Genomic DNA, 15,023 nt, shown 5'->3' on the forward strand with positions numbered 1-15,023 from the left:
GGTCGTTAGCTCAGTCGGTAGAGCAGTTGGCTTTTAACCAATTGGTCGAAGGTTCGAATCCTTCACGACCCACCATTATTTTCCCGTCAATTAATACATTGCCAGTTAATCTATTTTCATCCGCTTATTACCAAGTACAGAAATCTATTTCTTTGTTCTTAACATTCTGTAATATAAGTATTTGTTGAAATTTAGCGACAAAAAAAGCGCCCGAAGACGCTTTTTTATCGTTAGCTACATTACAGCAAGTTATTCTCTCTAACGTAGGCTTCAAAATCCGTACAACCACCGATAGGTTGTTTATCGATAAAGATCTGTGGCACGGTTTCTACCGGCTTACCCACACTCTTTGACAGATCTGCCTTAGTGATGCCTTCTTCGTGAATGTCGACATAGCGAAAACTAAAATCATCACGTTTTTCTTCTAACTGCTCAGATAACTGTTTCGCACGAACACAGTAAGGGCAGCCAGGACGACCAAAAATAACGACGTGCATGGTGAACTCCCGTTTCTCAATTTTGCCCACAGTACAACAGCCTGTAGAGCGAGTACAGCCCTTAACTCACTTTGTACGCTTAGTCGCGAAAATTTGCAGCAGTTTGGTGGCGGCCTTGATAATCAAAAAACTTTTCGACTAATTGCCAGCCCCGTTTTGGTTTTTGCTGTAGCAGTAACATATCCGGTTGGCGTAAGCGCGACGCACGCGCAATAACCTCACTTGGCTTGGTGAACTTAGGCCAGGCTAAGCCGGGCGTACGGTCATGAGGTAATAACAGCACCGCATATAACGTGCGTCGTTGTGGTGCGGTTTCCATGCGGAATTTTTCAGTAAATTGATTACCCTCTATATCTAAATACAGCAGTTGCAACATGCCATTATCTTCTTGTAACTGCATGCTCTCGACTTTAAACAGATGATGGTGTTTTTTGCCTAATACTTCCTTTAAGCGTTTGTCTGGGTCCACCATCACTGACTGACAACTGGTACAACTGCGAGCCGCTATATCGTTTTCAGCGCCGCAATCGGGACAGATCTTGGCGCGATAACGGTAGCTACATTGCTGTTTAGTGTCTTCAATCAATCCCTGACAGCGGCGACCAAAGTGCTCGATAATATCGCCGTCGCTATCAACCTTGCCCCAAAAGGTATTGGCAAAACCACAGATCGGGCAGGGCACTTGCACCGGCACGGCACTGCTAGCTGGCTTGGCTTGTGGGATCTCCGGTGCGAACAGGTCAAAACCGTTGGCCGCATAATCAATGATGATGCAATCGGCTTTGCCTGGCGCGAGCCGCAGACCACGGCCTGCCATCTGCTGATATAGTCCGGCGGATGCGGTTGGCCGCAAGATCGCAATCAGATCGACATGCGGCGCATCAAATCCAGTGGTGAGCACCGCCACGTTGACCATAAATTTAATCGCCTTAGCGCGAAATTCACTGATGGCAATATCGCGTTCTAATGCGGGCGTATTAGCGGTGATCAACGCGGCGGGTTCGTCGCTATATTTGGCGAGTAAGCCCATGATTTCTGCCGCGTGTTTCACCGTTGCCGCAAAGATGATCACCCCTTGGCGTTGTTTGGCGAGTTGCGTCAGCTGTTTAACAATGGCGGTGGTGGCACGGCCTTGCAGATTTAGCAGTGCCTCAACTTCGCTGCTCTGATAATCACCGCTATCACTCACGGTTAAACGGCTAAAATCGTACTGAGCAGTGAGACCATCATAGGTTTTAGGCGGTGTCAGGTAGCCTTTTTTGACTAAATAACGCAGTGGTAGCTCAAAGATACAGTCATCAAATACCGCAGATTCGCTGCCAACTTTGCCGTGATAGTGCCGTTTGTAGATGTAGCCACTATCAAGCCGATAAGGGGTTGCTGTGAGCCCAAGCACTTTCAGCTTGGGATTATGCTTGGTTAATGTTGTCAGTAGCTGTTGGTATTGCGATGCTTCATCATCACTGACGCGGTGACACTCATCGATGATGACTAACGAGTATTTTTCGCTAAAGCCTACGAGATTGCGCGCCGCTGATTGCACCGATGCTACCACAGTTTTCCCCGCCAATAGCTTTTGCTTTAATCCGGCGGAATAGACGCTGACATCATCATCCAACATCTCAACTTTGGCGGCATTTTGCTCGACTAACTCCTTCACGTGGGTCAGCACTAATACCTTGCCACGGGCGACACGGGCCAGCTCGGCAATGACAATACTTTTACCTGCCCCAGTGGGTAAAACAATCACGGCGCTGCTACTGTTACTGCGAAAATGTTGCAGTACCGCATTAACGGCTTGCTGTTGGTAGTCTCTGAGTTGTAGCACGGGCACGGCAGGCATGGATTACTGAGCGATAACGAAATTTGACCGCAGCATAACACAGGGATTTCTCACCGAAGCAGCGTTGCCGAAAATCTGCGGGACTTTGATGAAAAAAACTCCATGTTTTCATTCGTTAATTTAGATTGTCACTGGCTAATTTGGGGTGACTGACGTAAAATTTCTATCCTTTTATTACGTCATTTTAGAAACCATTCACAGCCCGTTGGGCTGGCATGAACTGGAAGGGAAGATGCAGCAGTTAACTGAGATCGTACAGCAGGCCCTCAATGCCATCGAAGGCGCCGCAGATCTAAAAACACTAGACGATATTCGAGTCGATTACCTCGGCAAAAAAGGTAAGATCACCGACTTGATGAAACTGATGGCAACGCTGAGTGCTGAAGAAAAACCAGCGTTTGGTCAAAAGGTCAACGAAGTTAAAAAACAAGTACAGCAAGAGCTGAGTCAACGTATTGATGCGTTGAAAGCCGCTGAGTTGGAAGCGAAACTGAAAGCCGAACAAGTAGACGTGACTCTTCCCGGCCGTCGCTTAGAAAATGGCGGTTTGCATCCAGTGACCCGTACCATCGAGCGTATCGAATCATTCTTTGGCGAATTGGGTTTCAGTGTTAAACACGGTCCAGAAATCGAAGATGGTTACCATAACTTTGATGCGTTGAATATTCCGGCGCATCACCCTGCGCGGGCCGACCACGATACGTTCTACTTCAACCCAGAAGTGGTACTGCGTACGCAGACCTCTGGCGTGCAAATCCGCACCATGGAAGTAGAACAACCGCCTTTACGCATCATCTCTCCAGGTCGCGTATACCGTAACGATTACGACATGACTCACACGCCAATGTTCCACCAAGTGGAAGGTTTGCTGGTTGATGAAAATGTCAGCTTTGCGCAGTTGAAAGGCATTTTGCATGACTTCTTGCGCAACTTCTTTGAAGAAGATTTAGAGATCCGTTTCCGCCCATCTTACTTCCCATTCACTGAGCCTTCAGCCGAAGTGGACGTGAAAGGTAAGAATGGTTGGTTAGAAGTACTGGGCTGCGGCATGGTACATCCTAACGTGTTGCGCGGTGTCGGTATCGACCCAGAAAAATACTCCGGCTTTGCCTTTGGTATGGGCGTAGAGCGTTTGACCATGTTGCGCTACGGCGTGACTGACTTACGTTCATTCTTTGAGAATGACCTACGTTTCCTCAAGCAATTCAAATAACGGAGCAGCAAAATGAAATTCAGTGAATCTTGGCTGCGCGAATGGGTTAACCCTGCGATTAGCCGTGAAGAATTATCTCAGCAAATCACCATGGCTGGGTTAGAAGTTGATGATGTTGAAGGCGTTGCTGGCGACTTTAGCGGTGTGGTTATTGGCGAAGTGGTTGAGTGTGGTCAACACCCCGATGCAGACAAACTGCGAGTAACTAAAGTGAATGTGGGCGGTGAAGAACTGCTCGACATCGTTTGTGGTGCGCCGAACTGTCGTCAAGGCTTGAAAGTATGTGTCGCTGTTGTCGGCGCTGTGCTGCCAGGCGATTTCAAAATCAAAAAAGCTAAACTGCGCGGTCAGCCATCTCACGGCATGTTGTGCTCATACGGCGAACTCGGTGTTGATATCGAAAGTGATGGCATCATTGAATTGCCAGCCGATGCACCTATCGGTACTGACGTACGCGAATATCTACAACTTAATGATGCAATTTTTGATGTCGACTTGACCGCTAACCGTGCTGATTGTTTAGGTATGGTTGGTTTGGCGCGTGAAGTGGGCGTACTTAACCGTGCCCCAGTGACTGAGCCAACATGGGCACCAGTTAGTGCCAGTCATGACGAAGCGATTACCGTTGATGTAAAAGCTGCTGATGCTTGTCCACGTTATTTAAGCCGCGTGATTAACAGCGTTGATGTTGCGGCAGTGACACCGGATTGGATGGTGGAAAAGTTGCGTCGTAGCGGCATCCGTTCTATCGACCCAGTGGTTGATATCACCAACTATGTGCTGATCGAATACGGTCAACCAATGCACGCGTTCGACAAAGCCAACCTGCACGGTAACTTACAAGTCCGTCTGGGTGATGGCGTTGAAAAGCTTACACTGCTTGATGGCAACGAAATCACCGTGCCAACTGATACGCTAGTGGTTGCGGATGATAAAGGCCCGCTGGCGCTGGCAGGTATCTTCGGTGGTGAGCACTCAGGTGTGAACACCGAAACCAAAGACATCGTGCTGGAATGCGCCTTCTTTGCACCTTTGGCCATTATGGGCAAAGCCCGTAACCTTGGTTTGCACACTGACTCAAGCCATCGTTTTGAACGCGGTGTCGACCCTGAGCTGCAACACAAAGTGATGGATCGCGCTTCACGCCTGATCATCGACATTTGTGGTGGCGAAGCGGGTCCGGTGGTTGAAGTGAAAGCGGCTGAATTTTTGCCAAAATCGGCGGAAATCACGCTGCGTCGCGTCAAGTTGGATAAACTGCTCGGTCACCACGTGCCCGATGCAGACGTGATGGAAATCATTAGCCGTTTAGGCTTCCAAGTTGCCGCTGTTGACGGTGGTTGGCAGGTAACTACCGCAACCTATCGTTTCGATATGGCGATTGAAGAAGATCTGATTGAAGAAGTTGCCCGCATCTACGGATACAACAATATTCCAGATACTGCGCCTGTTGCTGCACTGAAGATGTCACATCATCAAGAGAGTGATATCAGCCTACGCAAAGTACGTAGCATGTTGGTTGCTCGTGGTTTTCAAGAAGCCGTAACCTACAGCTTCGTTGATCCTAAACTTCAAAATCTGGTGCATCCAGAGCAAGCGGCGATGGTGCTGCCAAACCCAATTTCTAGCGAAATGTCAGCAATGCGTTTATCGCTGTTTACTGGCTTGTTAACGTCTGTGGGTTATAACCAAGCACGTCAACAAGGCCGTGTGCGTCTGTTTGAGACGGGTTTGCGCTTTACTCCAGATGCCGACGCACCCATGGGCGTGCGCCAAGAGCCAATGCTGGCGGCGGTTATCGCTGGCCCACAAAGTGATGAACATTGGGCAATTGATTCTAAAACCGTAGATTTTTTCGATCTGAAAGGCGATTTAGAAGCAATTATTGGCTTGACACTGGCCGATGCTGAATTTAGTTTTAAAGCAGGGTCACATGCAGCGTTACATCCGGGCCAATGTGCTGAAATCACTAGAAATGATCAGACCATCGGCTATATCGGTGCAGTACATCCAGCATTGGAAAAACCGTTTGGATTAAACGGCAAGACAATTGTGTTTGAAGTGTCACTTGATGCACTGCTGCACGCTAGTCTACCAGAGGCCGCACCGGTGTCCCGTTTCCCTGCAAACCGTCGAGATATTGCAGTCGTCGTCGACGAGTCGGTTCCAGCAGGAAATATTCTGTCGACAATAAAAAAAGTTGGCGGAAATCAGTTGGTTGGCTTAAACTTGTTTGACGTATACCGAGGACAGGGCGTAGTGGAAGGTAAAAAAAGCCTCGCCATAGCGCTCACGTTACAAGATAACACTCGTACTCTTGAAGAAAAAGAGATTGCCGCGACTGTAGAGGTGGTGGTTTCTGCTCTGAAAGACGAGTTCAACGCATCGTTGAGGGATTAAAGTATGGCACTTACCAAGGCCGAAATGGCAGAGCATCTTTTTGAAACACTTGGCATAAACAAACGTGTAGCCAAAGAGATTGTTGAAGCATTTTTCGAAGAGATCCGGTTAGCGCTAGAGAACGGTGACCAAGTTAAGTTGTCCGGCTTCGGTAATTTTGATCTGCGCGATAAAAACCAACGTCCAGGACGTAACCCTAAAACGGGTGAAGATATTCCAATCTCCGCACGTCGCGTGGTTACCTTCCGTCCCGGTCAAAAATTGAAGAGCCGTGTAGAAGCTGCCAATAAACAAGGCTAAGCTTTTGACGCAAAACGCCCATTTAAGCGATGGGCGTTTTCTTGCTTTTACGGTATTGGCCAGTAGATGATGCATCTACTGGCCTTTGCTGTACTTATAAGATAGTAAAACCGCGAGATGGCTTAGGCGTTTAACCCCGTACGCTCTGCTACTGATTCAATGACTGCACGGATTTTTTGATGGATTTCCGTCAGTTGCAGCAGTTCTTCCGCATTAAATGGATGCTCAAGCACTTTCTCAATTCCTCGCTTACCTACAACTGCTGGCAAGCTCAATACCGAGCCTGCAATACCGTAAGTGCCATCAACTAACACACCAACCGGCAAGACGGAATGCTCGTTAAGTGCAATTGCCTGAATGATGCGGTACACACTGGCAGCAACCCCATGAGTAGTGTTCAACTTTCGTTTAAACACTTGATAGCCCGCTTGTTTTACATCTTCCAACAACTGTTGCGGATCGATACGTGGTAACTGGTTGGTGTCACAGTAGTAGTCGATTGGTTGGCCGCCTGCAGAGAGCAGGGTGGCTGGCATAAAGCAGTGGCTACCATGTTCGCCAAGGATGTAGCCAAACACATTTTTTGGATCGAGCTGAGTATGATCACCGACAATCTTCATTAATCTCGCCGTATCCACCACACAGCCGCTGCTGATCACTTGGTGTGCTTGAAAACCAGTATTTTTGATAATAAAGAACGCGGCTAAATCGCATGGATTGGTCACTACAATCAAGGTGGTGTTGGGGGCATACACCTCAATTTGCTTAGCGATATCGACACAGATAGTTGAGTTGACTTCCGCCAGTTCAATCCGCGGTTGATCCGGCTTGATCTGTGCTCCAGCGGTGATCACCACGATATCTGCACCTTGCAGCACGCTGTAATCATCACCAGCGTTTAGGCGAATGTTCTTGCCAAACGTCAGCGAGCTAGTGTGACCAAAGTCCATTAATTCGCCTTCTGCCCGCTCTTTGTTTTTATCTATCAACACCAATTCATGGCAATTGCCGAGCGCCAACACATAGTTGCATACGGCAACACCTACCGCACCTGCGCCAATAACTCCAATTTTCATCTCTGTCCTTCTTTCATTTTTGTTGTAATTGAACGATCTTGCAGGTAATCCGGCATACAGCAATAGAATAGCGGTAATTAGACGTAACTTTAGTGTCACATATATTTGACAATAAAATAATAAGTTGTTGGTTTTAAAGATAATATTTTTATAAACTGTCAGTTATTCGCATGAGATTGTAAATTTGCATGCAGAGGGGGATTTGAACCGATTTCTTTTAAGGTTTTGCTGAAGTATTGTACTAAGTGTTTGTTAGATGAACACATCGTACTTATTGTGCTGAGTCGCTATCAGTGTAAAAGGCGCGAGACGTTACACACGGGTTTGGCGGTGACTGGTAGTTGCTGCAAGCAAGTGACTTGAGCGTTCAAATAACCAAGAAGCCAAGATATAAAGCGCTACCACGGTGAGACAAAAAATGGCCATCATCGGCCAATGCGCAATTTCATCGGCGTGACACATTGCCAGCCCCATCGTCATGATAAACATGGCGCCCGCCATCGCAAGCATAGTCACTGCCATGCCTTTGGGGCGTTGTTTTGACCAAGTGGTGCCAATTAACCCAACAACCAACAGCACGGCGATTATCTGATTAAATGGCACGCCGCTATCTTCGATGAGTTCATTAGTAAGATTGGCCCAGATCAACAATAAAGACGCCACCATCGCTGCGGCGGTGGCTAAACGGTAGGGCAGCCGATCGACATTTTTGGTCGCTATCCATTGATAACAGGCAACACAGCCGCAAAGCGTTAATGCACCGACCACCACGTCACTCAGCATCACCAGCAACTGCTGATTGACAACCATGGCAGTTAGCGGCACAAACAGCATAAACAGGGGCCAGAAGGTTGCGAGTAATTGCTTGAATTTCGACATGAGTTTACCCACGGTCACCAAGGGTGCTGCTGCGACAACATTGGCAGCGCGATTAAATATAAGCTCCTATCTTCAGCCTAAATTTTAGGCTTTGCAAGCTAAAAGATAACGATTCTCAATTTGAAAAACCGTGGGCAGCCAAACTGTGAAATGGCATACCCACCGGCAATTTAGATGAGTTGTAGATAGCGCAAGGTGCCAAATGCAAGTGCGGTAACAGGTAAGGAAACGAGGGTGGTAATCGCGATAATACTGGCGGCGAGGCGGTGGTCACCACCGAGATTACGCACCATTACATAGCTGGCCGCCGCCGTTGGTGCGATGGCGAGCAACAGCACAATGCCGAGCTGCATACCTGTGAAACCCATCATGTACGCACTCGCCACCATGGCTAACGGATAAAATACACATTTGCAGCTGGTCGCAATGGTAATGTTTAGCCAATCGCTACTAAATGAGCGAAACTGCAGCGACGCGCCAGTACAGATCAATGCTAATGGCAAGGTGAGCTGGGAAAAATAGCGGCCGGTTTTCAAAAGCCACTCGGGGAGTTGTAATTGCAAATAGGAGAATGGCAACGCGATAACAATAGCAATAATCAATGGGTTAGTGAGCATGCCTTTGATGTGATGCAGAATCGAACGCGAGCCAGCTAAATAAAAGTTGAGTACAAATACCGACAGAATATTAAACAGAATGGTGATACAGCCCAGATACACTGAGGCGACCGCTAAACCTTCATTGCCATAGGTATTGGCGCAATAGGCTAACCCAATAATACCCATGTTGGCGCGAAAGCCACCTTGGACCACCACTCCGCGAGCATTGTCGGGTTTAACGGAACCGTGGCAACACAGCATTAGCAAGCCAAAGAACAGCACTGTGGTGATTGCTCCCACCGCAATCAGTGGCAAATTAGCCGCGTGGCTGAAATCAGCTTGGCTGATGGATAAAAACAGCAGCGCGGGCAGCGCTAAGTTAAATACTAACTTTGAGCCCGCTTCAACAAAGCCATCGTTTAACAACTTGTAGCGATACAGCGCCCAGCCCATTAGCAGTAGCAGCAGTACGGGAATTAGGGTGTCTGAAATAAAGGTAAACATTTTCGCTTTCCGATGAAATTTACGGCAAGTGCTATATCAGCAACAACCAAATTAAGCTAATCCTAACAGAAGCTTACACCGTTCGTCGTAGAAAGTTGTTATTAAACATAACAAACGAGAAAAAGGGCCTATACAAAAATATAGGCCCATTGCCGTAATAAGCGGTGAGTCTCCCGGAAAGCAGGGATAGCTCGGGAAATCGGCGTAGGTCATTAACGTTTAATTTAGACGCTAATTTACTGAATCGGCAAAGGTTGGATAGGGCTATCCATAACTACACGCAATAATGGGAGTGCTCCAGCGATACTCCATTTGCACAGCGGCTGGTTCGGTGTGCAACTGTGATAACTGAGCATCGGTGGTTAGCCAATGCTCAGCCGCAACAGCGTTAACGATCACCTAAGGTGCGGTGAATCCAAATTGGTGGCACTCGCTACACACCACTTCAGATGGTTTATGTATGTGGTGACAATCAGTACAATCCAACTCGCCTAAGTGACCATCCATATGCGGGTTAACTTCAAGCTCTGGATGATTTTTTTCGGTAAGCGCACGTACCGCATCATAACTTTCGTGACAGCTTAAACAACCTTCAGTTGTTCCCGCTTGTTTCATCCCTTTGGTATGACATGATTTACAGGCGACTTGATTAGCTTTATGGCTGCCGCGGAGTTCAACCGCTGACGCATTAAAACCGATAAACATAACCGCGGCCGACATCGCTACAGCAGAAAGTAAATGCAGTGATTTTTTCATATGATTACAACCCAATTAAACATCATATGTATAACATATTGGATTTATTCCATCGGGTAAATTTATTCACTATTGTTCTCCAAGGCCGCTCACATAAGTTAATGAACTTTGTATTAGGATCACATCCAAATTCACTGTTATCTCATTTAGTCTATGGTGAATAAGTTATTGCTGTATATGATAATTTTTAAAGGTATGTTTGGGCCGGTAAAACCATTGAAATAACAAAAAGCCGTAACTCATGGAGCTACGGCCTGAATTTTCGATGCTAGTTGATTTAGTGGATTTAATTGATTTGTTGGCCGAACCAAGTAAACGCACTGGAATGTTTATTTAAGATGACGACATCTTCAGCCAGCTCGGCGGGGCGTTCCGCGAGGCCATAACATACATGTAGTGGTAACAAGTGTTCTTCTCGTGGCTGACAATAACGCGCTGACGGCGCTTGCGCCCATTGGGCTAGGCGCTCATGACGTTGTTGCTCCGTTAAAGTGCCGTCTGAGACCGTGGTTTGCAACCATTGTTCAAACGCTTGGTTATTAGCGCGTTTTTCGGCGGTATCGGCACCAAAAAACTCACGCATGTTGTGAAACGAGAAGCCAGAGCCGATAACCAACAGGTTGTCATACTGCAATGCTTGCAGTGCTTTACCGATTGCCAGATGCTGTTCTGGGCTGAGGTTATTCACCAGCGACAACTGAATACATGGAATATCAGCCGCTGGATACATCAGCATTAATGGCACGAACAACCCATGGTCGTAACCACGCTGCGGATCTTGCCGTACGGGGATCCCTGCATTGCTTAAGGCATCAAACACTTGTTGTGCTAGCTGCGGTTCGCCGGGCGCAGGATACTGGATCTTGTAGGTCTCCGCAGGAAAGCCATAGTAGTCGTAAATCATTTTAGGGTTGGCAGCGGAAGTGACCGTGGCAACGCTTTCTTCCCAATGTGCACTGATCACTAAAATGGCACTGGGCTTGTCAAATTTTTGCGTCAATGCTTGCAGGTGCGACACCATGTTGGCATGGCCTGGATCATTGAGTAGCGGCATTGGGCCACCGCCATGAGAGATAAAAGTGATGGTTGGCGTTTTCATATACAACTCCAAATGCTAGTCAAACGACATTAGCCTAAATTTGCTGTGGTCCAACGGGCACAATGCCATTGGGATTCAGTGCTTTAATTGAGTAATAACCCGCTTTAATGTGCTCAAGGTTAACCGTTGAGCTAATTCCTTCCAACGCTAATACACGGTGCATATAACGATGGAGATGGGGCATCTCTCTGAGCTGATTGCGATTGCACTTAAACAGCCCATAGTAAGCGGCATCAAACCGAATGAGCGTGACGAATAAGCGAATATCGGCTTCGGTGAAGCGGTCACCAAACAGATATTGGCGGCCATCACTCAGACGGGCTTCGAGTTCATCCAAGGTGCTAAATACCGCTTGATACGCCTCTTCATATGCGCGTTGTGTGGTCGCAAAGCCAGCCTGATACACCCCGTTGTTGAGTGACTGATACATGCGCTGATTTAGCTTGTCGATATCCTCTGCTAAATCATACGGATATAAATCGGGGCCTTGCTCAACCAGATCAACAAAAGCCGTGTTGAACATGCGTACGATGTCGGCTGATTCGTTACTCACAATGGTCTGTTTTTGCTTGTCCCACAAGACTGGCACCGTGGCGCGGCCGGTAAAATGGGGATCGGCCTTGGTATACAGCTGATGCATATATTCGGCATTGTTCAGTGGATCTGCCGCAGACTGTGCAAAACCACCAAACTGCCAACCTTGAGCCGACAACTTAGGGTTGACCACAGTAACATCGATAAAATCCGTTAACCCTTTGAGTACGCGTGCCATTAACGTGCGTGACGCCCAAGGGCAGATATAAGCCACGTAGAGATGGTAGCGGCCTTTTTCCGCTTTAAAACCGGCATCACCGGTTGGACCTGCGCTACCGTCTTGGGTCACCCAATGGCGAAAAGACGAGGTTTGACGAATAAAACGGCCTTGCTCGTCTTTAGCTTGCACGGGCTGCCAATCTTCGGTCCAGACACCATCTACTAACATAATTTGCTCCTTGGAAAGGGCTTTGTTGCCAAAGCCCGTTTAAAAATATTCTATCGTTTAGCGGCGAGGCGGGCGGCAATCAGTTTATCTATCGACAACAGGCCGCTGCCTTGGATAGCTAGTGCTAACAGGGCAACCAGTAATGCCAATGCGTATTCATAGCCATTGTTAGCAAGGAACAAACCGTTGCTGATGTGGACGGTCAAAATAGCCATCACCATGGTAAATGCGGCAACTAATGCGGCCGGGCGGATCAATAGGCCAAGGATCAACGCCAAACCACCAAAAAACTCGGCGCTACCGGCCATGCCTGCCATCAACACGCCGGGGTGCATGCCTAAGCTTTTCATCCACTGTCCGGTACCTTGCAAGCCGTAACCGCCAAACCAGCCGAACAGTTTTTGTGAGCCGTGGGCCATCAGAATCACCCCAACCGGTACGCGTAACACCAAAGACGATAAACCTGCTTGTGTTGCAAATAGTTTAGCTAGCCATTGAGATTTCATCTTAGTCACTCCAAATTCAATATATTCAAGTGTTTCGGGGTTCTCCCTTAACGTTGGAGCTACTTTACTTTGTGACGCAGCGAAGATTAAGATGGCTAACAACGCAATATTATAAACGCTACATTGATAATTGTAGGGGGAAACATGGACCGTATCGATGTACTCCGGGCTTTTGTGACGGTAGGCAATGAAAGCAGTTTTACTAAGGCCGCTGATAAATTGCAGTTATCGCCCCAATTGATTAGCAAATATGTCTCGCGTTTAGAAGAAAACGTTGGCATTCGGCTATTCAACCGAACGACCCGTAAAGTGCACTTAACTGAAGCTGGCTTACGCTACTTCCAGCGCGCGCAACAAGTGCTGGATGACTTTGATGATCTCGACTCGCAACTTAGCGATCTTCAAGATGAAGCGCGCGGTTTGTTGCGCGTCAGTGCGCCAGTCTCTTTCGCTACCAGTCATCTGGCGCGGCTGATCAATGATTTCCGCAAGGCGCACCCACATGTGAATGTCGATTTGCAGCTTAACGACCGTAAAGTGGATATCGTTGAAGAGGGGTTTGATATTGCACTGCGCATTGGCAAACTGAAAAGTTCGTCGCTGATTGCCAAAGCGATTATTCCCATCCAATTAGTGTTCTGTGCCGCACCTGCCTACCTAGCCAAACATGGCACACCAACGCAGCTTGAAGAGTTGGTTAACCATCAATTGCTGAGTTACAGCTATATGGAAAAAACACCGTTTTGGCCCGATGGCAATCAAGCGATGATCTCTAATAACGGTGATGTGTTAGTGCAAAGTGCTATTGAAGGCGCTGGCATTACTTTGCAGCCCACCTTTATCTGTGCTGAGGCAATCAAAAGCGGCAAATTAACCATGATCCTTAGTGAATTTACCCCCGAGCCGCTAGGGCTTTACGCGGTGTATCCGCATCGCAAATTGCTTGCCAGCAAGGTGCGTACTTTTATCGATTTTCTCGACGGTTATTTTGGTACGCCGCCTTATTGGGATCGCCTTATTGATTAACCCTGTGATTGGTCATAGGTCATAACGTATCTTTACCTCTCTTACACCTGAATTTAACCTGAATTTAATACTGTTCGCGTATAGCTATCACCTTGAAAAAAAGCCACTTAGAAAGGTTATGTCCGCTAGGCTAAATAATGTGCCATTAACAAGTCTCCCTTGTATGGCGTTTAGATGAGGCAATTAAGCCGAAGGCTGCCATTTGGTACATCGTGCTCAATGCAGTTCACATCGTTTTTAGCATAAATGGATAATTTCACAGCGTGCTTACGCTCTGTATTGGTTAAAGGATGAATGATGCCTCTATCTCGTGTTTTTAGGCTAAATAGCGTTATTGGGTTAGCGATGGTTGCTAGCTTGCTGACATGTTCTGTTAGGGCTGCTGAGCCTGCCGCAAAACTGGTGGTGGTTGAGCCAATCAGTTTTGAACATGAAATTACCCGTGTTGATGTGGTGGGTACCGCAGAAGCGCAACACTCGGTAGTGATCTATCCGGCGGTGGCCGAGCGCGTTGTACAAGTGAATTTTAATCCTGGTGACAAAGTGGCGGCCGGTGATGTGTTGCTACAACTGTATGCGCGCCGCCAGCAAGTGGCATTAGAGCGGGCTCAAATCCAACTTGCCGATGCCGAACGTACGGTGCAGCGGTTAACCAATATCCGCCAGCAAGGCGCCGTGCCACAAACCGATCTTGATGACGCCATTACCTTGCGAGATCTCGCCAAAGTTAACCTTGAAGAAGCGCAAGTCGAGTTGGAGGAGCGTTCAGTTCGCGCGCCATTTAGCGGCTATGTCGGCCTTACCGATGTTGAAGTTGGCGACCGCATTACGCTGACAACCCCCATCACCAGCATCGACAGCCGTGACAAGTTGTACGTCAATTTTCAAGCCCCAGAAACGGCGTTCACCCTGCTACATAGCGATGCCCAAGTGTTGCTGCGGCCGTGGAATAACCGCGCGGCTGAACTTCCTGCCACCATTGAACAACTCGATTCGCGTATTGATGTTGCCAGCCGCACTATTCGTGCCCGCGCGGTCATTGATAACAGTGAAGACAATTTCCGTCCCGGTATGAGTTTCCGTGTCAGCTTGCAGATCGTGGGGGATGCATACGCCAAAATCCCTGAGGCTGCGCTTGCTTGGGGCGCTACCGGTGCCTATGTGTGGGTGGTTGAAAATGGCAAAGCGGAACGGGTGGAGGTGCAGATAAAACAACGCCTGAAAGGTCGCATTTTGGTGGCAGGTCAACTCGATACCGATACCCAATTAATCGCCGAAGGTATTCAAAACCTGCGTCAGCAACAAGCGGTCAAGGCTGTGACAGCTACGGCGAAGGAGTAACC

At 47.9% G+C, this 15,023-nt stretch carries 14 protein-coding genes; 5 read left to right on the forward strand and 9 right to left on the reverse strand.

From position 1 onward, the window contains the following. Positions 1-239 precede the first annotated feature (239 nt). Both L9G74_RS18700 and radD read right to left on the reverse strand, forming a co-directional pair. A complete protein-coding gene (locus L9G74_RS18700) occupies positions 240-497 on the reverse strand; it encodes a GrxA family glutaredoxin (protein WP_238898294.1) in 258 nt (85 codons plus the stop codon). Between the two features lie 79 nt (positions 498-576). Continuing rightward, positions 577-2,340 carry a DNA repair helicase RadD gene (gene radD / locus L9G74_RS18705; RefSeq protein ID WP_238898295.1) on the reverse strand — a complete coding sequence of 588 codons (1,764 nt, stop codon included), beginning with the start codon at positions 2,338-2,340 and terminating at the stop codon, positions 577-579. A gap of 232 nt (positions 2,341-2,572) precedes the next feature. Between radD and pheS the strand changes: the two genes are divergently transcribed. From pheS to ihfA, 3 genes are read left to right on the forward strand one after another with little or no spacing between them, the layout of a single operon-like run. After that, positions 2,573-3,553 carry a phenylalanine--tRNA ligase subunit alpha gene (gene pheS / locus L9G74_RS18710; protein WP_238898296.1) on the forward strand — a complete coding sequence of 327 codons (981 nt, stop codon included), beginning with the start codon at positions 2,573-2,575 and terminating at the stop codon, positions 3,551-3,553. A gap of 12 nt (positions 3,554-3,565) precedes the next feature. Further along, the gene (gene pheT, locus L9G74_RS18715; protein ID WP_238898297.1) at positions 3,566-5,953 is read left to right on the forward strand and encodes a phenylalanine--tRNA ligase subunit beta; all 2,388 of its coding nucleotides are present in this window, start codon (positions 3,566-3,568) and stop codon (positions 5,951-5,953) included. A 3-nt stretch (positions 5,954-5,956) separates the two neighbouring features. Beyond that, the gene (ihfA, locus tag L9G74_RS18720; RefSeq protein WP_238898298.1) at positions 5,957-6,253 is read left to right on the forward strand and encodes an integration host factor subunit alpha; all 297 of its coding nucleotides are present in this window, start codon (positions 5,957-5,959) and stop codon (positions 6,251-6,253) included. A 122-nt stretch (positions 6,254-6,375) separates the two neighbouring features. Here ihfA and L9G74_RS18725 read toward each other — a convergent pair whose 3' ends face one another. The 7 genes from L9G74_RS18725 to L9G74_RS18755 form a co-directional block, all read right to left on the reverse strand. Further along, a complete protein-coding gene (locus L9G74_RS18725; protein ID WP_238898299.1) occupies positions 6,376-7,329 on the reverse strand; it encodes a lactate/malate family dehydrogenase in 954 nt (317 codons plus the stop codon). 312 nt (positions 7,330-7,641) lie between these two features. Then, a complete protein-coding gene (locus tag L9G74_RS18730; RefSeq protein ID WP_238898300.1) occupies positions 7,642-8,208 on the reverse strand; it encodes a hypothetical protein in 567 nt (188 codons plus the stop codon). A 170-nt stretch (positions 8,209-8,378) separates the two neighbouring features. Continuing rightward, complete coding sequence (locus L9G74_RS18735; protein WP_238898301.1) at positions 8,379-9,311, reverse strand: AEC family transporter; 933 nt, start codon at positions 9,309-9,311, stop codon at positions 8,379-8,381. 399 nt (positions 9,312-9,710) lie between these two features. Next, positions 9,711-10,067 carry a cytochrome c3 family protein gene (locus L9G74_RS18740; RefSeq protein WP_238898302.1) on the reverse strand — a complete coding sequence of 119 codons (357 nt, stop codon included), beginning with the start codon at positions 10,065-10,067 and terminating at the stop codon, positions 9,711-9,713. A gap of 286 nt (positions 10,068-10,353) precedes the next feature. Beyond that, the gene (locus tag L9G74_RS18745; protein WP_238898303.1) at positions 10,354-11,166 is read right to left on the reverse strand and encodes a DODA-type extradiol aromatic ring-opening family dioxygenase; all 813 of its coding nucleotides are present in this window, start codon (positions 11,164-11,166) and stop codon (positions 10,354-10,356) included. Between the two features lie 34 nt (positions 11,167-11,200). Next, positions 11,201-12,148 (reverse strand): glutathione S-transferase family protein, encoded by a 948-nt coding sequence (locus L9G74_RS18750; protein ID WP_238898304.1) that lies wholly within the window; start codon positions 12,146-12,148, stop codon positions 11,201-11,203. 50 nt (positions 12,149-12,198) lie between these two features. Further along, positions 12,199-12,654, reverse strand: coding sequence for a DoxX family protein (locus L9G74_RS18755; RefSeq protein WP_238898305.1), 456 nt, complete (start codon positions 12,652-12,654; stop codon positions 12,199-12,201). Between the two features lie 144 nt (positions 12,655-12,798). Between L9G74_RS18755 and L9G74_RS18760 the strand changes: the two genes are divergently transcribed. After that, on the forward strand, positions 12,799-13,680 hold the full coding sequence (locus L9G74_RS18760) for a LysR family transcriptional regulator (RefSeq protein WP_238898306.1): 882 nt from the start codon (positions 12,799-12,801) through the stop codon (positions 13,678-13,680). Positions 13,681-14,037: 357 nt separating this feature from the next. Beyond that, positions 14,038-15,021, forward strand: a complete 984-nt coding sequence (locus L9G74_RS18765; protein ID WP_238898307.1) for an efflux RND transporter periplasmic adaptor subunit — start codon at positions 14,038-14,040, stop codon at positions 15,019-15,021. The last annotated feature ends 2 nt before the right edge of the window (positions 15,022-15,023 follow it).

Origin of the sequence: Shewanella electrica (genome assembly GCF_022321485.1) — a bacterium.
GTDB lineage: Bacteria > Pseudomonadota > Gammaproteobacteria > Enterobacterales > Shewanellaceae > Shewanella > Shewanella electrica.